The following is a 24,574-nucleotide window of genomic DNA, read 5'->3' as shown; positions in this document are numbered from 1 at the left end:
CGGGAAAAGTCGTGGTGTGCGCGGCGATGAAGAAGCTGCTGCAGCTGGCTTATGGCGTGCTGAAATCGGGTCGTCCGTTCGATGCCGAAATATGTCTTGCCAGGTAACCGGCAAGACGGTATCTACAATTTCACAGGCTTTCTGTAGGGTGCGCATTCATGCGCACCAGGAATCAGGCCGCCATAAATGGCGACCCTACGATTTCACAGGCTATCTGTAGGGTGCGCATTCATGCGCACCAGGAATCAGGTCGCCATAAATGGCGCCCCTGCAATTTCACAGGTTACCCGTGGGGTGCGCATTCATGCGCACCAGGCAATCCAGCTCCCCATAATCGCGACCCGGCAGTGTCCGTCTGCTAATGGCTGCGCTCGACGTATTTCTGCATATTCTCTTTGGTCACCAGCTCGAACGGAATCCACACGTGTGAAGCCACTTTTTCGCCTTTAATCAGCTTCTGCGCCACGTCTACCGAGGTTTTGCCCTGACCGATGGCGTCCTGAAACACCGTCACCTGCATCTTATCCTGCGCCATGGCCTTCAGGCCGTCCGGCGTGGCGTCGATGCCGCCCACCAGAATCTTTTTATTGCTCTTTGCCAGCGCCATGGCCGCGCCAATCGCCATCTCATCGTTATTGGCCGCGACGATATCGATTGCTTCACCGTTGCCCATCCAGTTGAGCATCAGGTCCATGCCTTCGTTGCGCGCATAGTTTGCTGGCTGCTTCTGCACCACTTTCATGCCCGGGTATTTCGCCACCACCTGCTCGACATCTTTGGTGCGCTGCAGCGCGCCGGCATCGGTCAGGTTGCCGATCATGATCGCCACGTTACCTTTATAATTGGCCAGCTTTGCCAGCGCCTCCATTTGCAGCGTGCCGGATTCGCGTTCGTCCGAACCGACAAACACCACGCCGGGCGGCAGGGTTTTATCGCCTGGCGTGCGGTTAACGTACACCAGCGGAATTTTCGCCTGCTGCGCCAGTCTGGTCAGCTGTGGCGTGCTGGCGGAATCTACCGGATCGACGATGATCGCATCTACGCCGGCGCTGATAAAACTCTGCACCTGATCGGTCTGGCGGCCAACGTCGCCGCGCGCATCTTCAAACTGGGCATCCAGCCCGCGCGCTTTGGCTTCTTTATCAATGGCATGACGAATAATAGTAAGGAAGTTCTGGTCAAAATAGGCCATCGACACGCCGATCTTCTCCGCCAGCGCGGAGGCCGAACTGGTCAGCAGGCCCATTAACAGTATCGTCTTGAGGGTTTTCATCGCAGACTCCAGAGTAAGCTGTTATTAGAATAAATTTTTCATTGATGATTAAAATGGCTCAATGAAACCATTTTCAGCCTACGAGCCGGCAGCAGAGCTGGCAATCTGCTGCGTGGTAATTTGCTGTGCAGCGCACAATTTGCCCGACGCGGATGGATGCTTTGCCTGCTCATAGTGATCGCGCAAACTCTTTTCTCAGCGCTGGCGCACATTCCGTGGCGAAAGCCAGCACGGATTAAAAATTTTGTGCGCTACCGCACCCGGCGTTGTGACCGCGACCAAAACCCGCGCCGTTTTGCCGCGCGGATTCCTTCATTCGCACAATGACCAGAGCAACATCGGCTTCCTATAGTTGCTGAACAGGGAAATCTGCGCGGTATTCCTGAACATCATCGCTTCGGAGCAGGAAGCTCCCCCATCAAGGAATTCAGCCTATGTTGCAACGCAAAAACCGCAGCCAGAACAGCCATGTGCGTATCTGGATCCTCTGCCTGATCCTGTTTCTGTCGGTGGTCGCCTATGCCGACCGCTCGATCCTGTCGATCTCTGGCTCGGCGATCAAACAGGAGTTTGGCCTGTCGGCGATCCAGCTTGGCCTGATCCTCTCGGCCTTCAGCTGGGCGTATGTCATCGGCCAGATCCCTGGCGGATTAATCCTCGATCGCTTCGGCACCAAAAAGGTCTACGGCGTGACGCTGGCGCTGTGGTCGGTTTCGACCCTGCTGATGGGATGTGTCGGGGAGTTTTCCAGCAGCATGACCATGGCGCTGACGCTGATGTTTGCGCTGCGCTTCGCGCTGGGCCTGATTGAGGCGCCGAGCTTTCCCGCCAACGCCCGCGCAGTCATCATGTGGTTCCCGGGCGCAGAACGCGGCCGCGCATCGTCGCTGTTTGCCTCGGCACAATACTTTGCCGTGGCGATATTCTCGCCGCTCTCCGGCTGGCTGGTGTCACGTTATGGCTGGGAATGGCCGTTCTTTGTGCTCGGCGGCATCGGCGTGCTGGCGGTGTTTGTCTGGGCGGGCTATATGCGCAGCCCGCGTCAGCATCCGCAGGTTTCCGCCCGCGAGTTGCACTACATAGAACAGGGCGGCGCGCTGGTGGATATCGACGCCGCACACACGCTGCGCGCGCGGCCGCCGGTCAGCAAAGCGATGTTCAAAACGCTGCTCACCAACCGCATGCTGTGGTGCGCCTACCTCGGCCAGTATTGCACCATCGCGCTCAGCTACTTCTTCATTACCTGGTTTCCCATCTATCTGGTGCAGGCGCGCGGTATGAACATCCTCGATGCCGGTTTCGCCACCATTGCGCCAGCGCTGTTTGGCTTTCTGGGCGGCATCAGCGGTGGCTACATCTCAGATAAACTGCTGGCACGCGGCTGGAGCCTGTCGTGGGCGCGCAAAACGCCGTACATCGTTGGCATGCTGATGGCCGCCTCGCTGATTCTGGCGGCGGTGATCCCTTCCAACGCCGGCATTATCGCCATCATGTCGTTTGCCTTCTTCGGCAAAGGCGTGGCGGCGGGCGCGGGCACCTGGACCATCGTCAGTGATACCGCGCCCAAAGAGGCGGTGGGCCTGGCTGGCGCGATCTTTAACGGCATCGGTAACATGGCGGGCTTTATCACGCCCCTGCTGTTTGGCGTGATCGTTGGCCTGACCGGCAGCTACAGCATCGGCCTGGTGTTCGTCGGCGCACACTGTGTCGTCGCGGCATTGCTGTTCCTGCTGGTGATGGGCCCGATTGAACGCGTAGGCGATCGCTCTGAGGCTGCCGATCTGGAATCCCGATCGGAAATAAACTATGATGTTAATAAATGCACTTGAGCACTGTGCATGAGTGCACTATTTTACCTGCTGGTTCGTAAGACAGGCAGGGAAGCAATATGGGTTCAATCAGGGCGTTTCGTCATGCCTGGCTGGCACAATTTTATACCCATGGGACACCGCATGCGCAGATCCCGCGTACGATTGAATCTGCGCTGGCGCGTAAGCTGGACATCGTTCATGCCGCCACTTCGCACCAGGATTTGCGTTCACCGCCGGGTAACCGTTTCGAAGCATTGAAACCGCCACTGCTGGGTTACTATTCGATTCGGGTTAACGCGCAGTATCGGCTTATTTTCCAGTGGGCAAAAGGCGAAGCCTGGGATCTGTATCTGGATCCGCACAGCTACAAAAAATAGTGCCAACGAACCCTTCAGGCCTGCTACCCGTACCAAAGAGAGCACCCTATGAAACAAGCAATGCGCAAACCCACCAGCGTGGGGGATGTCCTGCAGTATGAATTTCTCGAACCGCTCAATCTCAAAGTAAATGATCTGGCGGAGATGCTGAATGTGCACCGCAACACCGTCAGCGCGCTGGTGAACAACAACCGTAAACTCAGCACTGAGATGGCCTACCGGCTGGCACGGGTTTTCGCCACCTCGATTGAATTCTGGCTTAACCTGCAGCGGCATCTCGATCAGTGGGAAGTGGAAAATGACGCCAGAACGCAGGAGGAATTAAGCCGTGTCACCACGCTGAGCGCCTTTTTAGCCCAGCGCGGCACGCAGGTTGCCTGAACCTGACCCGACCAGTCACGCCGCCCTGAAGATTTTTTGCTCAGCTGCCGATATCACTCCTTACCATCCACTGATATTAAGGAGCGATATCGTGATAAAGCTGATTACCGTTGACGAGCTGCGGCCAGGTATGTTTATCCACAAGCTTGAAGTCTGGTGGATCAAGGACAAACGCATTCGCAACCAGATGCTGATCACCGATAAGCGTCAGATCGCCCTGATCCGTAACGAGGGGATCCAGCAGGTATGGATCGATCCCGAGCGGTCGGTGCGCGCGCCTGCCGCGCCGCAGCCGAAAAAAGACATTCCGCAGACGCCGTTTTTCCGCGAAATGGATCAGGCGCAGTGCATCTTCAACCAGGGCAAGCCGCAGGTACTGGCGATGTTCAACGAGGCGCGCATGGGGCAGGGCCTCGACCTCGCTTTTACCCTTGAGCTGGTGGATGAAATTGCCGGATCGATTACCCGTGAGCCAACCGCGCTGCTCAGCGTGGCGCGGCTGAAAAACCATGACGATTACACGTACCTGCACTCCATGGCGGTGTGCGGACTGATGATTTCGCTGGGCAAGAAAATGGGGCTGGATGAGCCGCAGCTGCGCCGCGTGGGCATGGGCGGATTACTGCATGACGTCGGTAAGGCCGCGGTGCCGCTGACCATCCTCAACAAGCCGGATAAACTCACCGACGAAGAGTTTACGATTATGCGCCAGCATCCGATCGTCGGTGCGCAAATGCTGATGGAAGCCCATGCTGATGAAGATTTGCTGGATATCGCGCTGCATCACCATGAAAAATTTGATGGCAGCGGCTATCCGCACCGGCTGCAGGGCGAAGAGATCTCGCTTTACGCACGCATGGCGGCGGTGTGTGACGTCTATGATGCGGTGACCTCAGATCGCCCGTATCGCAAAGGCTGGACGCCGGCGGAGGCGATGCACAATATGCTGAGCTGGCGCGGCCACTTTGACAGTGCGCTGCTGCACGCGTTTGTGCGCACCATCGGTATTTATCCGGTGGGTTCGCTGGTACGGCTGGCCTCCGGGCGCGTGGCGCTGGTGGTGCAGGCCGGCGAAAAATCACTGCTGAAGCCCAAAGTGCATGTGTTCTGGTCGCTGCATTCGCAGCGCGAGGTGAAGCCGGAAGCGCTGGACCTCGGCGATAGCTTCTGCACCGATACCATCACCGGTGCCGAGGACAGCGGTTTGTGGCACAACGTTGACCTGAACCGCATCTGGGCGCTGGAAAGCGCCTGATCCGCCCGCGTTTTTATACTTTTCAGCAGATTTTTCAGAGACAATCAAAAAGGACATTACTTTTTTTTTGTTGCTTCAAGAGCCTCGGGGTGTGCTTCTTCTTACCGGTTCGCATATATCAATGGACAGACTTTCATTCGCAAGCCGTCAAATTATATAAGCCAAAAAGTAATTCCAAGAATAATGGCGGCGAAGGCCACGGTCGATCCCCATGCCCATGCTGGCCAGAATGTCACTGCCAGCATACCAAAAGCTATGATTAGTGCTGCCGGGATTAGAGTACCTGCGAAATAGCGGCCCTGACGACGCAGCCATTGAGTAAAGTAATTATTCACGTGAGTACCCTCATAAGAGCGTTAGCGATTTCTTCCTCAGAAGCTAACGCGGATGCCTGAATCAAATTCTGATTGATAACAGGCTCGATGATGAAATAAAGCATCTCGAGCTTTTCCGCGTAAAGAGCATAGTAAAAACCGGGGCTACGCAGCTGAAGCCGGCGTGCTGCCTCTGCCGATTCCTGAACATATCCGTAATAGCTGACTAAGGTTACGGATATTGCAGAAAATTTTGCAAGCCTGGTATCTATAGCGATTTTTGCCCCAAAACTGAACCCAAAAGCCGCGACAATCGCAGAACTGAGTCCCTGATTTGTCAGAGACGACGAGGCGATGTTAGCCCCTTTCTTAATTAGTGCCCTTTGGATATTCCGGATGCGATCCGATGAACTGTTTTCGAGAAGGTGATCAATATAGATTTCTAACATGCGTTTAATGACGTTACGGCGCTTAACCAGCTGAACCAGCGCCTCCATAAACCGCACGTCTTCACTTTTCTGACCTGCACAGACATCCTGGTAATTTTCGGTAAAACAGGACGAGTAATACACGAGTCGTGTAGCTCCCATGCTCACATGTCTGGCCTGCTCCAGTACCGCATCTTTAACGCCTGATAGCGCTTTATCAAGGCGCACCGCCAATAAGCTATCTGCCTGCATTTTTGTTATCAATGCATAATCATCAATCATAACATTACTCCTATGCACATAATTTACTAAAGTTATTACTGGATCTAAAGTGCATTAGAGTTCACGTTCAGGTGATTATTGTATGCGCTGGTACGGCTGGCCTCCGGGCGCGTGGCGCTGGTGGTGCAGGCCGGCGAAAAGTCGTTGCTGAAGCCCAAAGTGCATGTGTTCTGGTCGCTGCATTCGCAGCGCGAGGTGAAGCCGGAAGTGCTGGATCTCGGTGACAGCTTTTGTACCGATACCATCACCGGTGCCGAGGACAGCGGTTTGTGGCACAACGTTGACCTGAACCGCATCTGGGCGCTGGAAAGCGCCTGATCCGCCCGCGTTTTTATACTTTCTTTACGCCCGCTCTCTGCCTTTTTACCCCTTCTTTATGCCGCGCCGCGCATGCTTGCTGCACTACCAAATCCTGTGGAGGTTGCTGTGAGTGTGGGCGTGATAGCCGGCATCGTGCTGGTATTTTTATTACTGGGCTACCTGATTTATGCCCTGCTTAATGCGGAGGCATTCTGATGGCGGCGAATGCGTTTTTACTGATTGCGCTCTATCTGCTGGTGCTGATGGTGCTGGCGCAGCCGCTGGGCCGCTTGCTGGCACTGCTGGTGGCGGATAAGCCGCTGCTGGCGCGCAGCGAACGTGTGCTGTGGCGTCTGGCCGGCGTCGATGGCGCGGCGATGCGCTGGCCGCACTATCTGCTGGCCATTCTGCTGTTTAACGCGCTCGGCTTTGCGCTGCTGCTGGCGATGCTGATGGGACAGGGCGCGCTGCCGCTCAATCCGCAGCATCTGCCTGGCCTGAGCTGGGATCTGGCGCTTAATACCGCGATCAGTTTTGTCACCAACACCAACTGGCAGGCCTACGCGGGCGAAAGCACGCTGAGTTACTTCAGCCAGATGGCGGGCTTAACGGTGCAAAACTTCCTCTCGGCGGCAACCGGTATTGCGGTGGCGTTTGCGCTGATGCGCGGTTTTGCTAACCGTTCGCTGGAGACGCTCGGCAACGCCTGGCGCGACCTGACGCGCATCACCGTCTATGTGCTGCTGCCGATTAGCCTGCTGATGGCGCTGTTCTTTGTCAGCCAGGGCAGCATTCAGAACTTTGAACCCTATCATGCCTTCACCACGCTGGAAGGCGCGCAGCAAACGCTGTCGCTCGGTCCGGTGGCCTCGCAGGAAGCGATCAAAATGCTCGGCACCAACGGCGGTGGTTTCTTCAACGCCAACTCGGCGCATCCGTTCGAAAACCCCACGGCGCTGACCAACTTTGTGCAGATGCTGAGCATCTTCCTGATCCCGGCCGCGCTGTGCTTTGCCTTTGGTCAGCAGCTGGGCGATCGCCGTCAGGGCCATATGCTGCTGTGGGCGATGAGCATCATGTTTGTGCTGGCAGTGGTCGCGGTGATGTGGGCTGAGCTGCGCGGCAATCCGCACTTTCTGACCCTGGGCGCCGATAGCGCGATCAACATGGAAGGCAAGGAAACACGCTTCGGCATTCTCAACTCCAGCCTGTTTGCGGTGATCACCACCGCGGCGTCGTGCGGTGCGGTTAACGCCATGCATGACTCCTTCACTGCGCTGGGCGGCATGGTGCCGATGTGGCTGATGCAGCTGGGCGAAGTGGTGTTTGGCGGCGTCGGCGCCGGCTTGTACGGCATGCTGCTGTTCGTGCTGCTCGGGGTGTTTATCGCCGGTCTGATGATTGGCCGCACGCCGGAGTACATGGGCAAAAAGATCGATGTGTGGGAGATGAAAATGACCTCGCTGGCGATTCTGGTGACGCCGACGCTGGTGCTGCTCGGTACTGCGCTGGCAATGATGACCGATGCCGGACGCGCCGGTATGGCCAACCCCGGCATTCACGGCTTCAGCGAGGTGCTGTATGCGGTGTCGTCGGCGGCCAACAACAACGGCAGCGCCTTCGCCGGTCTCAGCGCCAACACCCCGTTCTGGAACCTGCTGCTGGGCTTCTGCATGCTGGTCGGCCGCTTCGGCATCATCATTCCGGTGCTGGCCATTGCTGGTTCGCTGGCGGCGAAGAAAATTCAGCCGGTGGGTAACGGCACGCTGCCGACTCACGGCCCGCTGTTTATCGCACTGCTGGTGGGCACCGTGCTGCTGGTGGGTGCGCTGACCTTCGTTCCCGCGCTGGCGCTTGGCCCGGTGGCGGAACATCTGCAACTTATTCAGGGATAACGGAATCATGAGTCGTCAACAACTGGCGCTGTTTGATGCGGCGCTGACGCGCACCGCGATACTGGATGCGGTGAAAAAACTCGATCCGCGCGTACAGTTTCGCAACCCGGTGATGTTTCTGGTGTGGATCGGCAGCGTGCTCACCTCGCTGCTGGCCATCGGTATGGCGGCGGGGCAGCTGAACGGCAGCGCCGGCTTTACCGCGGCGGTCGCCATCTGGCTGTGGTTTACCGTGCTGTTCGCTAACTTCGCCGAAGCGCTGGCGGAAGGGCGCAGCAAAGCGCAGGCCAACAGCCTGAAAGGGGTGAACAAGCACAGCGATGCGAAGAAGCTGGCGGAACCGTTTCACGGTGCGCAGTGGCGGCCGGTGGCGGCCGATACGCTGCGCAAAGGCGATGTGGTGCTGGTGGAAGCCGGTGACATCATTCCGTGCGACGGTGAAGTGCTGGAGGGCGGCGCGTCGGTCGATGAGAGCGCCATCACCGGCGAATCGGCACCGGTGATTCGTGAATCCGGCGGGGATTTTGCCTCGGTGACCGGCGGGACGCGCATCCTGTCGGACTGGCTGGTGATTCAGTGCAGCGTCAATCCAGGCGAAACCTTCCTCGACCGCATGATCGCCATGGTGGAAGGTGCCAAACGCCGCAAAACGCCCAACGAAATCGCCCTGACCATCTTGCTGGTATCGCTGACCATCGTGTTCCTGCTGGCGACCGCTACGCTGTGGCCGTTCTCCGCCTGGGGCGGCACGCCGGTCAGCGTGACGGTGCTGGTGGCGCTGCTGGTGTGCCTGATTCCCACCACCATCGGCGGACTACTGTCGGCGATTGGCGTGGCGGGCATGAGCCGCATGCTGGGAGCCAACGTGATCGCCACCAGCGGGCGCGCCGTCGAGGCCGCCGGTGACGTGGATGTGCTGATGCTGGACAAAACCGGCACCATCACGCTCGGTAACCGCCAGGCGACGCAGTTCCTGCCCGCGCCGGGCGTCAGCGAGCAGCAGCTGGCCGACGCGGCGCAGCTGGCATCGCTGGCCGATGAGACGCCGGAAGGGCGCAGCATTGTGGTGCTGGCGAAGCAGAAATTTAACCTGCGCGAACGCGATCTCAGCAGCATGGGCGCCAGCTTTATCCCGTTCTCCGCGCAGACGCGCATGAGCGGCGTCAACGTGCAGGATCGCCTGATCCGCAAAGGCGCGGTCGACGCGGTACGCCGTCATATCGAAGCCAGCCACGGCAGCTTCCCGGCTGAGGTCAATGCCCGGGTGGAAGAGGTGGCGCGCGCCGGCGGTACGCCGCTGGTGGTCGCCGAAGGCGCGCAGGTGCTGGGCGTGGTGGCGCTGAAAGATATCGTTAAAGGCGGCATTAAGGAGCGTTTCGCCGAGCTGCGCAAGATGGGCATCAAAACGGTGATGATCACCGGTGATAACCCGTTAACTGCCGCGGCGATAGCGGCGGAAGCCGGTGTCGATGACTTCCTGTCGGAAGCGACGCCGGAAGCCAAGCTGGCGCTGATTCGCCAGTATCAGGCGGAAGGGCGCCTGGTGGCGATGACCGGCGACGGCACCAACGATGCACCCGCGCTGGCGCAGGCTGACGTGGCGGTGGCGATGAACTCCGGCACCCAGGCGGCGAAAGAGGCGGGCAACATGGTCGATCTCGACTCGAACCCGACCAAACTGCTGGAAGTGGTGCACATCGGCAAACAGATGCTGATGACGCGCGGTTCGCTGACCACCTTCAGTATCGCCAACGATGTGGCGAAATACTTCGCCATCATCCCGGCGGCGTTTGCCGTGACCTATCCGCAGCTCAATATGCTGAACGTGATGGCGCTGCATTCACCGGCCTCGGCGATTCTGTCGGCGGTGATCTTCAACGCGCTGGTAATTGTGTTTTTGATTCCGCTGGCGCTGAAAGGCGTGAGCTATCGGCCGATGAGCGCGGCGGCGCTGCTGCGCCGCAATCTTTGGATTTATGGCGCAGGCGGTTTAGTGGTGCCGTTTATTGGTATTAAAGCGATCGACCTGCTGCTGACGCTGTCGGGCCTGGTGTAAGGAGAAGAGAAATGAGTCAGTTACGTCCGGCTATAGTATTGTTAGTGCTGCTTACCCTGCTGACCGGTGCGGTCTATCCGCTGCTGACCACTGGCCTGGCGCAGTGGTGGTTTCCGTCGCAGGCCAACGGTTCGCTGATTGAGCGCGACGGCGCGGTGCGCGGCTCAGAGCAGATCGGCCAGGTGTTCAGCCAGCCGGGCCACTTCTGGGGCCGTCCATCGGCTACCAGCGACGTGCCGTACAACACGCAGGCGTCAGGCGGCAGCAACCTTGCCGCCAGTAATCCGGCGCTGGATAAAGCGGTGGCGGAGCGGGTGGCTGCGCTGCGCGCGGCCAATCCGCAGGCGCCGGCAGCGGTGCCGGTGGAGCTGGTCACCGCTTCAGCGAGCGGTCTGGATCCGGATATCTCGCCAGAAGCCGCGCTGTGGCAGGCACCGCGTGTCGCGGCAGCGCGCAACATGACGCTGAAAGACGTCGAGGCGCTGATTGCGCGCAACACCGAGCGCCCGCTACTGCCGTTTATCGGCGAAGAGACGGTGAACGTGCTGCGGCTGAATCTGGCGCTGGATGATTTGCAGGGATAGTTTCAAACCGCGCGATGAATCGCGCCGCTACAAAAAGGTGCACATACCGTAGCGGCGCAATTTATTGCGCAATGCCACATTGGTGCAGGCGATAAAAATGGACCTCGCATGAACGACGAATTACCGCGCCCCGATCCTGATGCCCTGCTGCTCAATCACAGCGACAGCCATCGCGGCAAACTAAAAATCTACTTCGGTGCCTGCGCGGGCGTAGGGAAAACCTACGCCATGCTGCAGGAGGCGCAGCGCCTGCGCGCGCAGGGACTGGACGTGCTGGCCGGCGTAGTCGAAACCCACGGCCGCGAAGAGACCGCCGCGCTGCTGCAGGGGCTGGCGGTGCTGGCGCGGCGCGCCACCGGCCGGTCACGCCATGCGGAATTCGACCTCGACGCCGCGCTGGCGCGCCATCCGGCGGTGATCCTGATGGATGAACTGGCGCACACCAACGTGCAGGGATCGCGCCATCCCAAGCGCTGGCAGGACATTGAAGAGCTGCTGGAAGCCGGCATCGACGTGATTACCACCGTCAACGTGCAGCATCTGGAGAGCCTGAATGACGTGGTGGGCGGCGTCACTGGTATTCAGGTGCGCGAAACCGTGCCCGATCCTTTTTTCGACAGCGCCGACGAAGTGGTGCTGGTGGATCTGCCGCCGGACGATCTGCGTCAGCGGTTGAAAGAGGGCAAAGTGTATGTCGGCGACCGCGCCGAGCGCGCCATCGAAAATTTCTTCCGCAAGGGCAACCTGTTTGCGCTGCGTGAGCTGGCGCTGCGCCGCACCGCCGATCGGGTTGACGATCAGATGCGCGCCTGGCGCGATCAGCAGGGGCGCGACAAAGTGTGGCACACGCGCGACGCGATTCTGCTGTGCATCGGTGACGACACCGGCAGTGAAAAGCTGGTGCGCACCGCCGCCCGTCTCGCTGCCCGGCTCGGCAGCGAATGGCATGCGGTATACGTAGAAACGCCGCGCCTCAACCGACTGCCGGAAGCGCAGAGGCGCGCCATTCTGCGCACGCTGCAGCTGGCGCAGGAGCTGGGCGCGGAGACCGCCACGCTGTCCGATCCGGACGAGGCGCGCGCGGTGCTGCGCTATGCGCGCGAGCACAATCTCGGCAAAATCGTCACCGGTCGTCAGCCGCAGCGGCGCTGGCGGCGCGACAGCTTTGCCCAGCGTCTCGGCGAGCTGGGTCCGGAGCTCGACCTGCTGGTGGTGGCGCTGGATGAGCCGGTGTGCGATGCGCCCGCGACGCTGAGCGGCCAGCGGGCCAGCAGCGAGAAATGGCGGCTGCACCTGCGCGGTTGCCTGATGGCGATTGCGCTGTGCGTGCTGGTGACGCTGATCGGCCGCTGGTGGCTGGTAGAGTTTGATACCGCCAACGCGGTGATGATCTATCTGCTGGCGGTGGTGCTGGTGGCGCTGCGCTTTGGCCGCTGGCCGTCGGTGTTCGCCACGGTAATCAATATTCTGGCCTTCGATCTGGTGTTTGTGGCACCTACCGGCACGGTGGCGGTATCGGATCTGCAATATCTGGTGACCTTTTCGGTGATGCTGGCGGTCGGGGTGATTGTCGGGAATCTCACCGCCGGCGTGCGCTATCAGGCGCGGGTGGCGCGCTACCGCGAACAGCGTGCGCGCCATCTGTATGAGATGGCGAAATCGCTCGGCAGCGCGCTGACGCCGCAGGACATTGCGGCCACCAGCCAGCGCGTTATTGAGGTGACGCTGCAGGCGCGCAGCCAGCTGCTGCTGCCGGACGAGCAGGGTGAGCTGCAGTCGGCGGGTGAAAGCAGCATCGGGACGCCGCCTGACCTCGGCATCGCCAAATGGAGCTACAGCAAAGGGCAACCGGCCGGTGCCGGCACCGATACGTTACCGGCGGTGCCGTACCAGATTCTGCCGCTGAAAAGCGGGGCGCACTGCCGCGGCCTCCTGGTGGTGGAGCCGGAAAACCTGCGCCAGCTGATGATTCCCGAACAGCAGCGGCTGGTGGAGACCTTTACGGTGCTGATTGCCAACGCGCTGGAACGCATGGCGCTGTCGCACAGCGAAGCCGCGTCACGGCTGGCCGCCGAACGCGAGCAGCTGCGTAATGCGCTGCTGTCGGCGCTGTCGCACGACCTGCGCACGCCGCTGACGGTGCTGTTTGGCCAGGCCGAGATGCTGATGCTGGACCTCGCCAGCGAACAGTCAAAATACGTTGGCCAGGCCAATCAGATTCGCGAACAGACGCTGAGCACCATCCGGCTGGTGAGCAACATGCTGGACATGGCGCGCATTCAGTCCGGCGGGCTGAACCTGCGCGAAGAGTGGGTGGCGCTGGATGAGGTGATTGGCGGCGCGCTAAGCAGCATGGGACCGTCGCTGAAAGGGCACGACTTTACGCTGGATTTACCGCCGGAGCTGGTGTTGATCAAAGGCGACAGCGCAATGCTGGAGCGGGTGTTTACTAACCTGATCGAAAACAGCCTGAAGTATGCCGGCAATGCCGCGCAGCACGGCATTCGTGCCTGGCGCGATAAAGCGCGGCTGGAGATTGCCGTATGGGATAACGGACCGGGCATTGCGCCGGAGAATCTGACGCGCATTTTTGACAAGTTTGCCCGCGGCGACAAGGAGTCGGCCGTGCCGGGCGTCGGGCTGGGGCTGGCCATCAGCAAAACCATTATTGAGTCACATCGCGGTCGCATCTGGGCGGAAAACCGGCCGCAGGGCGGGGCGGTGTTTCGCCTGTCGCTGCCGCTGCCGGCCGCGCCTGAAATTTCTGAAGAAGGACTGAAATAACTTCACATAAGTTCGGTTATACTCGATGGCTTGTCTGTTGATAAATGGGAACTTATGGAACGTTTTACCGAAAACCTGATGTATGCATCGCGCTGGCTGCTGGCACCGGTTTACATTGGACTTTCGCTGGGGCTGCTGGCGCTGACGGTTAAATTTTTTCAGGAAATTTTCCACCTGCTGCCCAACATTCTCAGCATCGCGGAAAACGATCTGATTCTGCTGCTGCTGTCGCTGGTGGACATGACGCTGGTCGGTGGCCTGCTGGTCATGGTGATGCTCTCCGGCTACGAAAACTTTGTTTCGAAGCTGGATATCGATGAAAGCAAAGAGAAACTGAGCTGGCTGGGCAAAATGGATTCTGGCTCGCTGAAAAACAAAGTAGCGGCTTCGATTGTGGCGATCTCTTCCATCCACCTGCTGCGTATTTTTATGGATGCGCGCAACGTCGCCAATGAAAAGCTGATGTGGTACGTGATTATCCATCTGACCTTCGTGCTGTCGGCCTTTGTGATGGGCTGGCTGGATAATATGTCGAAGATTGAGAAGAAATCGTGACTTTTACGCACGAGCTGACCCAGTGCACCAGATGCGCATCAATGCGCACCCTGTAAAAACCGCAGTGCCCCGTAGGGTCGCCATTCATGGCGACCTGGCCAGTTGAACCAGGTGCGCATGAATGCGCACCCTACAAAACCTGCAGTGCCTCGTAGGGTCGCCATTCATGGCGACCTGGCCAGTAGTACCCTGTGCGTATGAATGCGCACCCTGTAAAAAACCCGCAGTGCCCCGTAGGGTCGCCATTCATGGCGACCTGGCCGATTACCGCACCGGCTGCGTGCCGGTCAGCTGCGGCATCACATCCCGGATCATCGCAAAAAAATGCTGCAGGCGGGCCGGATAATAACTGGCCCACGGATAGGTCAGCCACACCGGCAGCGGCGGCGCCTGCCACTCCGGCACCAGCTGTACCAGCGCGCCGCTGGCTAAATCCTCCTGCACCACCCACGACGACACAATCGCGGCGCCCATGCCTGCCAGCGCGGCTTTGCGCACCGCGTACAGGCTGTCGCTGGCGAGGCGCGGGGCGATCGCCAGGTTGATCGGCTGGCCGTCGCTGAGACGCTGCAGCGCAATTTCATTACGATAAAAACTGGTCAGCGCCAGCCACGGCAGCTGCGTCAGCTGGGTAACCTCTTTCACCGGCGCATGCGTCGCCAGCAGCGCCGGTGCCGCAACGACAAAGCGCGGCACTTCCGCCAGCAGCACCGCCACCACCGACGGATCGGTGGGCGCGCCGACCTGAATCGCGCAGTCGACATTCTCACTGACAAAGTCCGGCGTGCGGTCGTTGAGCATCCACTCCACTGCCAGGCGCGGATAGCGCTGCAGATAATCCATCAGCGGCGCAATCAACTGATCCTGACCAAACGCATGCGGCGCACGCACGCGCAGCGTGCCGATCGGGTCGTCATTCGCGCCGGTTAACTCATCTTCCAGCGCGTGCCAGGTTGCCACCAGCTGGCGCGCCTGGCCATAGCAGCGCTCTCCATCATCGGTGAGTTTCAGCGCGTGGGTGGTGCGTAAAATCAGTTTCAGGCCGAGCCGCTGCTCCAGCGCCTGTAAACGACGGCTGATGGTCGGCTGAGTGGTGCCAAGCTGCGCCGCAGCCGCCGACAGCGAGCCGCTTTCGACAATGCGGATAAAGGTCTGCATCAGTTCGATGCGATCAACGCTGGTGAGTGTGCTCATACGTACCACGCATAACAGTTCTGTGTATGAGCAGTCTACCGCGTATGGCCGCAACGCGCTTTAATAAGCGCACTATCACGGGGGAAAACCATTATGTCTGCCATGTCGCAATCTTCTGCCATGCCTGCTGAGAAGCTGCCGGCACCGCTGGTGTTCACGCTGGCGGCCGGTGCCGGTCTTAGCGTGGCATCGATTTACTACAGCCAGCCGATGCTGGATATCATCAGTAAGCAGTTCAATGTCGGCATCGGCAGCGTCGGTATGGTGCCGATGCTCACCCAGGCCGGTTACGCGCTGGGGATTCTGCTGCTGGCCCCGCTCGGCGATCGCCACGATCGTCGCACCATCATTCTGGTTAAAGGCTTGCTGCTGGTCGCCGCGCTGCTGCTGTGCGGCTTTTCCGGCGGCATCAACGCGCTGCTGATCGCCAGCTTCGTCACCGGCTTAACCGCCACCGTGGCGCAGGATATCGTACCGGCGTCGGCGGCGCTGGCTCCGGAGCGCAGCCGTGGCAAAACCGTCGGCACGGTGATGACCGGGCTGCTGGTGGGCATTCTGCTGTCGCGCGTGGTGAGCGGCGTGGTGGCGGAGTATCTGGGCTGGCGCACCATGTACATGATGGCGGCGGCGGCGGTGCTGCTGAGCAGTCTGGCGCTGTGGCGCGCGCTGCCACGCTTTACGCCGGGCACCACGGTGAGCTATCCGCGTCTGCTGCTGTCGCTGGCGCATCTGTGGCAGCATCACCAGACGCTGCGCCGCGCCGCGCTGGCGCAGGGTTTGCTGTCGGTAAGCTTTAGCGCCTTCTGGTCCACTCTGGCGCTGATGCTGAGCGACCGCTTCCATCTCGACAGCGCCGTGGCGGGAGCCTTCGGTCTGGCCGGTGCCGCCGGTGCGCTGGCCGCGCCGCTGGCAGGCAGTTTTGCCGACCGCATCGGCCCGGCGCGCGTTACCCAGTATGGCGCCACGCTGGTGATGGTGTCGTTTGCCCTGATGTTCCTGCTGCCGGTGCTGCCGGTACCGGCGCAGCTCGGTCTGATTATCCTCAGTACCATTGGCTTTGACCTCGGCGTGCAGGCCACGCTGGTGGCGCACCAGACGCTGGTTTACAGCCTCGCGCCGGAAGCGCGCAGCCGCCTCAATGCGCTGATGTTCACCGTGGTGTTTATCGGTATGGCGACCGGCGCGGCGCTCGGCAGCCTGGCGCTGGCCCATTTTGGCTGGAACGGCGTGGTCACTCTTGCCACTACAGCCGCTGTGCTTGCGCTGCTGATTCGGCTTGCCAGTCGCCATCTGCAAAACTAATTCACGATCCTGTGCCAGGCTTAAAGGAGAATCTTATTTAAAAACGGAGCGTTATGAACTTCCTGGCCTGGACCGCCCTCACTGGCGGTCTGCTACTTTTGATGTCGCTGGCTTCCGGCTGGATCCACCGGGGGCCGGTGACGTCGTTTGGTCTCTACCTGTTCGCGGGCATTCTGTGTGGCCCGTGGATGCTCAACCTGCTGCAAATCGACATCATCGGCCACGCCGAACTCGCTGCCCATATCACCGAAATCACCATGGCCGCCTCGCTGTTTATCACCGGGTTAAAACTGCGTCTGCCGATGAGCGCCCACGCGTGGCGCGTCGGGCTGCGGCTGGCATTCCCGGCGATGCTGCTAACGGTTGGCGGCATGGCCTGCCTGATTCACTGGATTACCGGCTTTGACTGGCCGCTGTCGCTGGCGTTTGGTGCTATCGTTGCGCCAACCGACCCGGTGCTCGCCAGCCTGATCTCCGTCAACGATGCGCGCGATGACGATGCGCTGCGCGTGGCACTCTCCAGCGAAGCCGGTATGAACGACGGCTCGGCGCTGCCGTTGCTGATGCTGGCGCTGCTGCTGATGCATCCGGGCGCGTTCAGTCTGGAACTACTGGGCGGCTGGGCGGCGCGCGATGTGCTGTGGGCGATTGGCGGCGGACTGGCGATTGGCTTTTTGCTCGGCCGGCTGATCGGCCAGCTGGCCACCCATCTGCGCAGCGCGCATCACGATGTGGCGCCTAATGATTTTCTCGCGCTGGCGCTGATTGCCCTGAGCTACGCGGCGGCGCAGTCGGTGGATGCGTCCGGCTTCCTCGCTACTTTTGCGGCAGGCGTCGGCTTACGCCGCGCCGAGCTGCGCGTGACCAAACGTTTTCCACTGGAAGATTTACCGGAAGAGAAGCGCTACCTGCCGGCAGAGGTGCTGGTCAATCCTAACCAGCGCCTAAAGCAGCAGGGCGGCAGCCCGGTAAAATCGGTCGGCCTGGTGGTCGGCGATGCGCTGTCGTTTGGTGATACTATCGAACGCCTGCTGGCGGCAGCGATGATGGTGGTGCTGGGCATCACGCTGGCGCATCACTGGAATCTCACCGGCATTGGCCTGGCGCTGCTGCTGTTTGTGGTGGTGCGGCCGCTGGCGGTATGGCTGACCACCTGGCGCTGCGAAATGCCGTTGATGCGGCGGATGCTGATTGGCTGGCTGGGGATTCGCGGCATCGGCAGTATCAATTATATTGCTTATGCCTGGGTGCACGGCCTGCAGGGCCCGCAGGCGGAACAGATGATGGACATGGCGCTGACGCTGGTGGTGTGCAGTATTGTGCTGCACGGCATCACGGTGACGCCGCTACTGAACTGGCGTGCTGCCCGACAGGCGGCACGCACGCAGCAAGATGAAACGTGATTTTCTGGAAATAACGGGAGCTTATTATGAAAGCATTGCTTATCGCCCTGGTAGGGCTGTCGCTGTCTGCCAGCGCGCTGGCGGATGATACGGATGCCGACGCGCAGGAGAACATTTACGCCAGCCAGCTGTGCCACATTGTTAGCGGGGAGCAGAAAACCGGTGACATGCAGAGCTACACCGAGAAAATGAAGTCACAGCTGGCGGCCAGCCAGTCACCGTCGGCCATGAACAAGCCTTCCTTCAACGAGGAAACCGCGCAGGAAGTGGTGAACGGCTGGCTGGAGCTGGGTGAAGAGGAGCGTGCGAAGCTGCGCCACGATCAGCAGCAGTGTGAGCAGACGGTGATGACTCAATTCCAGCAGCAGGATTAACCTTTCCCCTTATCTTCGTGAATACGCGCCTTTTCTGGCGCGTTTTTTTATGGCTTTTTTGTACGAAATGCGTACATTATCGCCAGATTGAAACAAGACCTGCATCACATAATGAGACGCCGCCTCCGGGCTGGCGCATTTTCCATACCGGCTACTGGGCAAGATGATTACACGGCGTCGTTTTCTGTTGGCTAGCGGAGCAACCGTACTCTCCATGACGGCGGGCAAACTGTTTGCCCGGGATGACATTATTCCGCTCTGGCCGGACGAGCCACCGGGCGGCGGCGGTCCGTCTGGCCTGCTGAAAGTCAGCGCTAACGGTTCGTGGACCAATATCGTTTCTCCCGCTATTCAGCGCTTTCGTCCGGAGAATCCCAACGGCGAAGCGGTGATCGTTGCGGCTGGTGGCGGCTACCGGTTTATCGGCATGGGACGTGAAGCCTGGCCGGTCGCGCGCTGGCTCAATGCCAACGGCTATACCGCCTACGTGCTGAGCTACCGTCTGCCGGGTGAAAAGTGGCAGGCCGGCAGACTGGCGCCGCTGCAGGATGCGCAGCGCGCGATTCGCATGGTGCGCGCGATGGAAAACAAGGTGCACCTGCTCGGCTTTTCCGCTGGCGGCCATCTGCTCGGCATGGCGGCGGCGCGGCCTGACTTCGTCACCTATTCACCGCAGGATTCGCTGGATGACATCCGGCCAGGCGCAGACAGCGTCGGGCTGATTTACCCGGTCATCACTCTTGAAGCGCCTTATCAGCACACCCGTACTCACCAGATGATCGTGGGCAATGACGCCACGCCAACCCAGGAAGCCAACTGGTCAGTGCAAAATTACGTCACCCGCGCCTATCCGCCGACCTTCCTGGCGCAGGCGGAGGACGATCATACCTCCAACCCGCACAACACCGAGCTGATGCGCGACGCCTGCCGCCGCATGCGCGTGCCGGTTGAGCTGATTGAACTGAGCAGCGGCGGCCACGGCTTTGGCCTCGGTAAAGCCGGTACGCCCGCCGCGCTGTGGGATCAGGCGTATGTGCGCTGGCTGGATAAGCTGGGATAATTTCTTTACTGGCGCATCAATCGAGGAGCGCTTGCAACGGCGCTGCAATAACCTTCCGCACAAACCGTAGCGGCGCAATTTATTGCGCAAAAAACAGCGGCGCAGCGGTCGGATTAGCGCGATAAATCGCGCCGCTACGATGCGGTGCGCTCAGCGAGCATGGCGATTGAATCAGCCCGTGCCGTCACGTCAGATTAAAATACCGGTCCCAATCCAGGAGCGCTTGCAACGGCGCAGCAGTAACCTTCCGCACAAACCGTAGCGGCGCAATTTATTGCGCAAAAAACAGCGGCGCAGCGGTCGGATTAGCGCGATAAATCGCGCCGCTACGATGCGGTGCGCTCAGCGAGCATGGCGATTGAATCAGCTCGTGCCGTCACGTCAGATTAAAATACCGGTCCGGCTGGCTCGCTGCCGGCAGCGGGAAATCGTTGTTCATCGCTTTCAGATTGCGTTCGATATTCACGCACAGCGCGTCCAGCGGCAGGTGATTGGGCGCGGTGCCGAACGGATCTTCCAGTTCTTCCGCCAGGGACTCCAGCGACAAAAAGGTGTACGAGACAAACACCGACACCAGCGGTGTCATCAGGTGCAAATCCGCCACCAGCGCGAACGGCAGCAGCGTACAGAACAGATACACCGTGCGGTGCAGAATCAGGCTGTAGGCGAAGGGAATTGGCGTGCTGGCCAGCCGGTCGCAGCCGCCCAGATACGCCGACAGATGGTTAAGATTGTCATCAATGCTCTGCCAGACGATATCCGTCACCACACCTTCATCACGCCGCTGCGCCAGCCATTCGCCCATGCACAGCATGATTTGCGAGGTCGGCATCGGATGGCCGAGCACCGCGGCGTGCCACGCGGGTGGCAGCCGCTGCTGCAGATCGGCCTGCGCGTCGGTTTTACGCAGCCGGTGTTTCAGGCTCCAGCTAAACGCCAGCTGCAGCCCGATAAACTCCTGCACCTGTTCCGCACGCAGCCCGCGCAGCGTTTTCACCTGGCGCAGCAGCGAGCGCTGGGTAATGTGTAAATTGCCCCACAGCGTGCGCGCCTCGATAAAGCGTGCGTAGCTGGCGTTATTGCGAAAGCCGAGAAAGATGGCAATCGACACGCCAATCAGGCTGAACGGTGCGGTGGTCAGGTGAATGCCGAGCGTGGAGTACCACGGATAACCCAGAATGGCGATCACTGACATCAGCAGGTTAAGCGACAGGCGGAACGCAATGCGAGACAGCACTGAGCCGTGCCAGTCAAACAACCGGAGAAACCAGTGTTGATGAGGACGTACGATCATTTTGCGATGGTGTTTTTTATGATTTTGTCGCCACAGATTACGCCCGTCGCAGGCGCAGAATCAACGCCGGTGAGCCGCTGTTTTACCAGAAAAAACGCTGCGCTTTGACCAATTAATCTATTTAAATCAAGCTTCTAAAAACCCTTTGAACAAGTTGTAAAATTCTTTGCGTTATCTCTTTGTCCGCGCTTTCCCTAAAGTTTATTCCAGCAGCACAACACACAAACTTAAAACCACTTTAGAGGAAACCATCATGTCTAAACTCGACCTGCTTGACCCACAAAACTCAACCCTGATCTTCATCGACCACCAGCCACAGATGGCGTTTGGTGTCGCCAATATTGACCGCCAGCAGCTCAAAAATAACACCGTCGCCCTGGCGAAAGCGGGTAAAATTTTCGACGTGCCGGTGATTTACACCTCGGTTGAAACGGAAAGTTTCAGCGGCTACATCTGGCCGGAACTGCTGGCGGTGCACCCGGAAGCGAAGCCGATTGAGCGCACCTCCATGAACTCCTGGGAAGACGCGAAATTTGTCGAGGCGGTAGAGAAAACCGGTCGTAAAAAACTGATCATCTCGGCACTGTGGACCGAAGTGTGCCTGACTTTCCCGGCCCTGATGGCGCTGAAAGCCGGTTACGAAGTGTATGTGGTGACCGATACCTCTGGCGGCACCAGCGTTGATGCGCACGAACGTTCCGTGCAGCGCATGGTGCAGGCGGGTGCGGTGCCGGTGACCTGGCAGCAGGTGCTGCTGGAGTACCAGCGCGACTGGTCACGCAAAGAGACCTACGATGCGGTGATGGATCTGGTGCGTGAGCACAGCGGTGCCTACGGCATGGGCGTCGACTACGCCTACACCATGGTGCACAAAGCGCCGCAGCGTCAGGGCTGATTCAGCGGTGGTGCGGCAGGCGGGTTTTCAATGCGTCGATAAACAGCCGCAGCGCCATAGACTGATGCCGGTTCGGCGGGAACCACAGCGCGATTCCCGCCGACTGAATGCGCCAGTCGGCCAGCAGTTCCACTAATTTCCCCTGCTGCAGTGCCTCGCTAACGTACAGCGACGGCACGAAGGCAATCCCTGAACCGTTGATGGCCGCGCGTGCCATCAGCGCGTTATTGTCTAACGTCAGCGTACCCGGCACGTCAATCTCCAGACTTTCATCCGCGCGTGCATACTCCCAGCGATAGCGTTTGCCCCCGGGCAGGCGATGACGAATACACTGCTGCTGCAGTAAATCCTGCGGCTGGTGCACCGGCGCGTGCGCCGCCAGATAGTCGGGCGAGGCCACGGTAACGAAGGTCAGCGGGCCACCGAGCGCAATAGCCACCATATCCTGCGGCACATCTTCAATCAGGCGGATGCCAGCATCAAAACCGGCGGCGGTGATATCCACCAGCGCGCCCTGGGCGGCGAAATCAAGCTGAATGCCGGGATAGCGCGCGCTGAACTCGGGCACCACCTGATCCAGCAGCAGGCCAATCACCACATCGCTGGCGCTGATGCGCAGCGTACCGTACTGCTGCTGGCCGCTCAGGCTGATGTCGTGCAGCACCTCATCCATCTGATTGAGTAGCGGCGCGAGACGCTGCAATAGCTGTTCACCGGCATCGGTCAGCGACACGCTGCGCGTGGTGCGCTGAAACAGCTGCACGCCGAGGTTGTGCTCCAGCGTTTTCACCAGGTGGCTGAGCGAAGAGCGCTTCAGGCCAAGCAGCTCGGCGGCGCGCCGAAAGCTGCGCTGCTCGCCCAGCGTTTTGATCGCCTGCAGTTCGTGCCAGGAGGGACGTTTCATTGGTGGTATTTCCTCACCAGGTCATGTGCGATTGGGGAGATTATGACCACCAGTAAAGCGATCTATCATCAGGTTTTCAACATGAGGAGCGCAAAATGAAAACCTGGTTAATTACCGGTGCCAGCAGCGGGCTGGGCCGACTGATGAGTGAACGTTTACTTGAGCGTGGCGATCGCGTGGTGGCAACGGTGCGCCGCGAGCAGGCGCTGGAAGATCTGCAGCAGCAATATGGCGATCGGCTGCAGGTGATGCGGCTGGATCTGACGGAGACGGCCAGTATCGCACCGGCCATCGCCAGCGCCTTTGCCCGCGTCGGGCGTATTGATGTGGTGGTGAGCAATGCTGCTTACGGCCTGTTTGGCGCGGCGGAAGAGCTGAGCGACGCGCAGATTGCGCGCCAGATCGCCACCAATCTCACCGGATCGATCCAGCTGATTCGCGCGGTGATCCCGCATTTGCGCCAGCAGGGCGGTGGACGCATCGCGCAGATCTCTTCCGAGGGCGGTCAGGTGGCGTATCCCAATTTCAGCCTGTATCACGCCAGCAAATGGGGGATTGAAGGTTTTGTCGAAGCGGTGCGCCAGGAAGTCGCCAGCTTTGGCATCGAGCTGCTGCTGGTAGAGCCGGGTCCGACCGCCACCAATTTTGCCCGCGGGCTGGATATCGCCGCGCCGCTCGACGCCTATCGCGACAACGCGTCCGGGCAGTTGCGTCGGGCGATTGAAGCGGGTGACTTTGCAATATTGGGTGATGCCGGAAAATGCGTGGCGGCCACGCTGGCGACGCTGGATCAGGAAACGATGCCGCTGCGGCTGGCGCTGGGCAGCACGGCCTATCAGCACATCGAAGCCGCGCTGGAAGCCCGGCTGGCAGAGCTGCGTGCGCAGAAAGCGCTGGCGTTTGGCGCGGATGCGTAAGTTTGCTGTGTAACCTGGTCGTACTGACCGTTATTAATGGCGGTCTGCGGCTGGTTAACACGGATTGGCTGACATCATTAGCCCTTTAATTTACCTTAACCATAAAAACGGTTTTTATTTTCGTTTTTAACGATATGCTTCAATAGATATTGGCATTTATCAACAACATTGCTGGCATCTTTAAAACCCTGTTCAATCACGGCAATATTTAATGCATGGTCGTCATGGTTAAACTGCATTGGTTCGGTATCGCACATGTTAAAGGCACGCGTTGTCGCTTCTGTCCAGTGATGAACGCTTTCTCCGGACCAGGCAATATTCTCTTTAAGCATTTTCACTGGGTTTCCGCCCCAGCAGCTATTGGAGTGTATCGTTTTCCCCGCCACCAGACTCATGGCACCAATTACGCTGCCGGAGTGGATCGATGAACCTTTTAAAACCATGGCGTTTTGTCCGATCCAGACGTGATCGCCGACATAAATGCTACGGGAATGATTGATGCGCTGATTATCCGCAATGTTATATATCAGATGAGGATCGGCGGTTCGCATCCAGATACCAAAGGAGAGACAACAATGATTGCCAATGATGATATTTTTTTCTTCTGAGAGAATCAGCGTTAACTTTTCATTGAAGTAATTATGTCTGCCGATGAAGCAGACCGAATTTGAGAATGCTATTATTTTAACGATATAGGGTATCGCACTTTGGCTCAAATAAATGATTGAATTATCCGCCCGAAAATCCAGTACGGAATCCTGCAGGACTACGCCCTCCTCACATATCAGAATATTGTTCTTACCATGAAAATTAATCTGGCTATTGATGAGTGTCGGTTCTTTACCGAGAAATTTGTTACCTTCAATAAGCCTGAGCTGCTCTGGATGTAATATTGTCATTTTTCGCTACGTGAGTCGGGATGGCCGCTTTCAAAGC

22 protein-coding genes and 2 pseudogenes are annotated in these 24,574 nt (G+C 59.2%); 18 read left to right on the top strand and 6 right to left on the bottom strand.

Features of this window, described 5'->3' with window-relative positions:
- Positions 1-107 (top strand): annotated as a pseudogene (locus MXF20_RS18990) (IS110 family transposase); the annotation flags it as partial.
- A 251-nt stretch (positions 108-358) separates the two neighbouring features.
- Here the strand turns inward: MXF20_RS18990 and MXF20_RS18985 are convergent.
- The gene (locus tag MXF20_RS18985; RefSeq protein WP_325970765.1) at positions 359-1,273 is read right to left on the bottom strand and encodes a sugar ABC transporter substrate-binding protein; all 915 of its coding nucleotides are present in this window, start codon (positions 1,271-1,273) and stop codon (positions 359-361) included.
- A 434-nt stretch (positions 1,274-1,707) separates the two neighbouring features.
- Between MXF20_RS18985 and MXF20_RS18980 the strand changes: the two genes are divergently transcribed.
- The 4 genes from MXF20_RS18980 to MXF20_RS18965 all read left to right on the top strand — a co-directional run bounded on the left by MXF20_RS18980 (position 1,708) and on the right by MXF20_RS18965 (position 5,097).
- Positions 1,708-3,102, top strand: coding sequence for an MFS transporter (locus tag MXF20_RS18980; RefSeq protein ID WP_325970764.1), 1,395 nt, complete (start codon positions 1,708-1,710; stop codon positions 3,100-3,102).
- 59 nt (positions 3,103-3,161) lie between these two features.
- Positions 3,162-3,461, top strand: a complete 300-nt coding sequence (locus tag MXF20_RS18975) for a type II toxin-antitoxin system RelE/ParE family toxin (protein ID WP_325970763.1) — start codon at positions 3,162-3,164, stop codon at positions 3,459-3,461.
- Between the two features lie 48 nt (positions 3,462-3,509).
- Positions 3,510-3,842 carry a HigA family addiction module antitoxin gene (locus MXF20_RS18970; protein ID WP_325970761.1) on the top strand — a complete coding sequence of 111 codons (333 nt, stop codon included), beginning with the start codon at positions 3,510-3,512 and terminating at the stop codon, positions 3,840-3,842.
- A gap of 91 nt (positions 3,843-3,933) precedes the next feature.
- Entirely contained in the window at positions 3,934-5,097 is a 1,164-nt protein-coding gene (locus MXF20_RS18965; protein ID WP_325970760.1) for an HD-GYP domain-containing protein, read from the top strand.
- A gap of 331 nt (positions 5,098-5,428) precedes the next feature.
- Here MXF20_RS18965 and MXF20_RS18960 read toward each other — a convergent pair whose 3' ends face one another.
- Positions 5,429-6,121 carry a hypothetical protein gene (locus MXF20_RS18960; protein ID WP_325970759.1) on the bottom strand — a complete coding sequence of 231 codons (693 nt, stop codon included), beginning with the start codon at positions 6,119-6,121 and terminating at the stop codon, positions 5,429-5,431.
- Positions 6,122-6,205: 84 nt separating this feature from the next.
- On the opposite strand from MXF20_RS18960, the pseudogene MXF20_RS18955 reads away from it, so the two are divergent.
- The 7 genes and pseudogenes from MXF20_RS18955 to MXF20_RS18925 all read left to right on the top strand — a co-directional run.
- Positions 6,206-6,439, top strand: a pseudogene (locus tag MXF20_RS18955) (hypothetical protein); the annotation flags it as partial.
- A 108-nt stretch (positions 6,440-6,547) separates the two neighbouring features.
- On the top strand, positions 6,548-6,637 hold the full coding sequence (gene kdpF / locus MXF20_RS18950) for a K(+)-transporting ATPase subunit F (protein ID WP_021507879.1): 90 nt from the start codon (positions 6,548-6,550) through the stop codon (positions 6,635-6,637).
- On the top strand, positions 6,637-8,316 hold the full coding sequence (gene kdpA / locus MXF20_RS18945) for a potassium-transporting ATPase subunit KdpA (protein ID WP_325970758.1): 1,680 nt from the start codon (positions 6,637-6,639) through the stop codon (positions 8,314-8,316). The genes kdpF and kdpA overlap by 1 nt, the downstream gene beginning before the upstream one ends.
- A gap of 7 nt (positions 8,317-8,323) precedes the next feature.
- Positions 8,324-10,372, top strand: coding sequence for a potassium-transporting ATPase subunit KdpB (gene kdpB / locus MXF20_RS18940; RefSeq protein ID WP_325970757.1), 2,049 nt, complete (start codon positions 8,324-8,326; stop codon positions 10,370-10,372).
- Between the two features lie 11 nt (positions 10,373-10,383).
- Positions 10,384-10,956 carry a potassium-transporting ATPase subunit KdpC gene (gene kdpC / locus MXF20_RS18935; RefSeq protein ID WP_325970756.1) on the top strand — a complete coding sequence of 191 codons (573 nt, stop codon included), beginning with the start codon at positions 10,384-10,386 and terminating at the stop codon, positions 10,954-10,956.
- 108 nt (positions 10,957-11,064) lie between these two features.
- Positions 11,065-13,740 (top strand): two-component system sensor histidine kinase KdpD, encoded by a 2,676-nt coding sequence (gene kdpD / locus MXF20_RS18930; RefSeq protein ID WP_325970754.1) that lies wholly within the window; start codon positions 11,065-11,067, stop codon positions 13,738-13,740.
- Positions 13,741-13,794: 54 nt separating this feature from the next.
- Positions 13,795-14,295 carry a TIGR00645 family protein gene (locus MXF20_RS18925; protein ID WP_222951510.1) on the top strand — a complete coding sequence of 167 codons (501 nt, stop codon included), beginning with the start codon at positions 13,795-13,797 and terminating at the stop codon, positions 14,293-14,295.
- 264 nt (positions 14,296-14,559) lie between these two features.
- Here MXF20_RS18925 and MXF20_RS18920 read toward each other — a convergent pair whose 3' ends face one another.
- Positions 14,560-15,489, bottom strand: a complete 930-nt coding sequence (locus MXF20_RS18920; RefSeq protein WP_325970753.1) for a LysR family transcriptional regulator — start codon at positions 15,487-15,489, stop codon at positions 14,560-14,562.
- A 93-nt stretch (positions 15,490-15,582) separates the two neighbouring features.
- Here MXF20_RS18920 and MXF20_RS18915 point away from each other — a divergent pair, with 93 nt between their 5' ends.
- From MXF20_RS18915 to MXF20_RS18900, 4 genes are all read left to right on the top strand, one after another.
- Complete coding sequence (locus tag MXF20_RS18915) at positions 15,583-16,791, top strand: MFS transporter (protein WP_325970752.1); 1,209 nt, start codon at positions 15,583-15,585, stop codon at positions 16,789-16,791.
- A gap of 53 nt (positions 16,792-16,844) precedes the next feature.
- On the top strand, positions 16,845-18,194 hold the full coding sequence (locus MXF20_RS18910) for a sodium:proton antiporter (RefSeq protein ID WP_325970750.1): 1,350 nt from the start codon (positions 16,845-16,847) through the stop codon (positions 18,192-18,194).
- Positions 18,195-18,220: 26 nt separating this feature from the next.
- The gene (locus MXF20_RS18905) at positions 18,221-18,568 is read left to right on the top strand and encodes a hypothetical protein (protein WP_021507870.1); all 348 of its coding nucleotides are present in this window, start codon (positions 18,221-18,223) and stop codon (positions 18,566-18,568) included.
- 163 nt (positions 18,569-18,731) lie between these two features.
- Positions 18,732-19,628, top strand: coding sequence for an alpha/beta hydrolase (locus MXF20_RS18900; RefSeq protein WP_325970749.1), 897 nt, complete (start codon positions 18,732-18,734; stop codon positions 19,626-19,628).
- A 376-nt stretch (positions 19,629-20,004) separates the two neighbouring features.
- Here MXF20_RS18900 and MXF20_RS18895 read toward each other — a convergent pair whose 3' ends face one another.
- Positions 20,005-20,922 (bottom strand): bestrophin family protein, encoded by a 918-nt coding sequence (locus tag MXF20_RS18895; RefSeq protein ID WP_325970748.1) that lies wholly within the window; start codon positions 20,920-20,922, stop codon positions 20,005-20,007.
- 253 nt (positions 20,923-21,175) lie between these two features.
- Between MXF20_RS18895 and MXF20_RS18890 the strand changes: the two genes are divergently transcribed.
- Positions 21,176-21,817: a hydrolase gene (locus tag MXF20_RS18890; protein ID WP_127834702.1), complete on the top strand. Its 642-nt coding sequence runs from the start codon at positions 21,176-21,178 to the stop codon at positions 21,815-21,817.
- A 1-nt stretch (position 21,818) separates the two neighbouring features.
- On the opposite strand, the gene MXF20_RS18885 is transcribed toward MXF20_RS18890, so the two are convergent.
- Positions 21,819-22,721, bottom strand: a complete 903-nt coding sequence (locus tag MXF20_RS18885) for a LysR family transcriptional regulator (protein WP_325970747.1) — start codon at positions 22,719-22,721, stop codon at positions 21,819-21,821.
- A gap of 95 nt (positions 22,722-22,816) precedes the next feature.
- Here MXF20_RS18885 and MXF20_RS18880 point away from each other — a divergent pair, with 95 nt between their 5' ends.
- A complete protein-coding gene (locus MXF20_RS18880; protein ID WP_325970745.1) occupies positions 22,817-23,638 on the top strand; it encodes an SDR family oxidoreductase in 822 nt (273 codons plus the stop codon).
- Between the two features lie 95 nt (positions 23,639-23,733).
- Here the strand turns inward: MXF20_RS18880 and MXF20_RS18875 are convergent, their stop codons facing one another.
- Positions 23,734-24,537: a hypothetical protein gene (locus MXF20_RS18875; protein WP_325970744.1), complete on the bottom strand. Its 804-nt coding sequence runs from the start codon at positions 24,535-24,537 to the stop codon at positions 23,734-23,736.
- Positions 24,538-24,574 lie beyond the last annotated feature (37 nt).

The sequence above is a fragment of the Pantoea dispersa genome, assembly GCF_035783935.1.
In the GTDB taxonomy this organism is placed as follows: Bacteria; Pseudomonadota; Gammaproteobacteria; order Enterobacterales; family Enterobacteriaceae; genus Pantoea; species Pantoea dispersa_C.
This window is presented reverse-complemented; position numbering and strand designations above follow the sequence as displayed.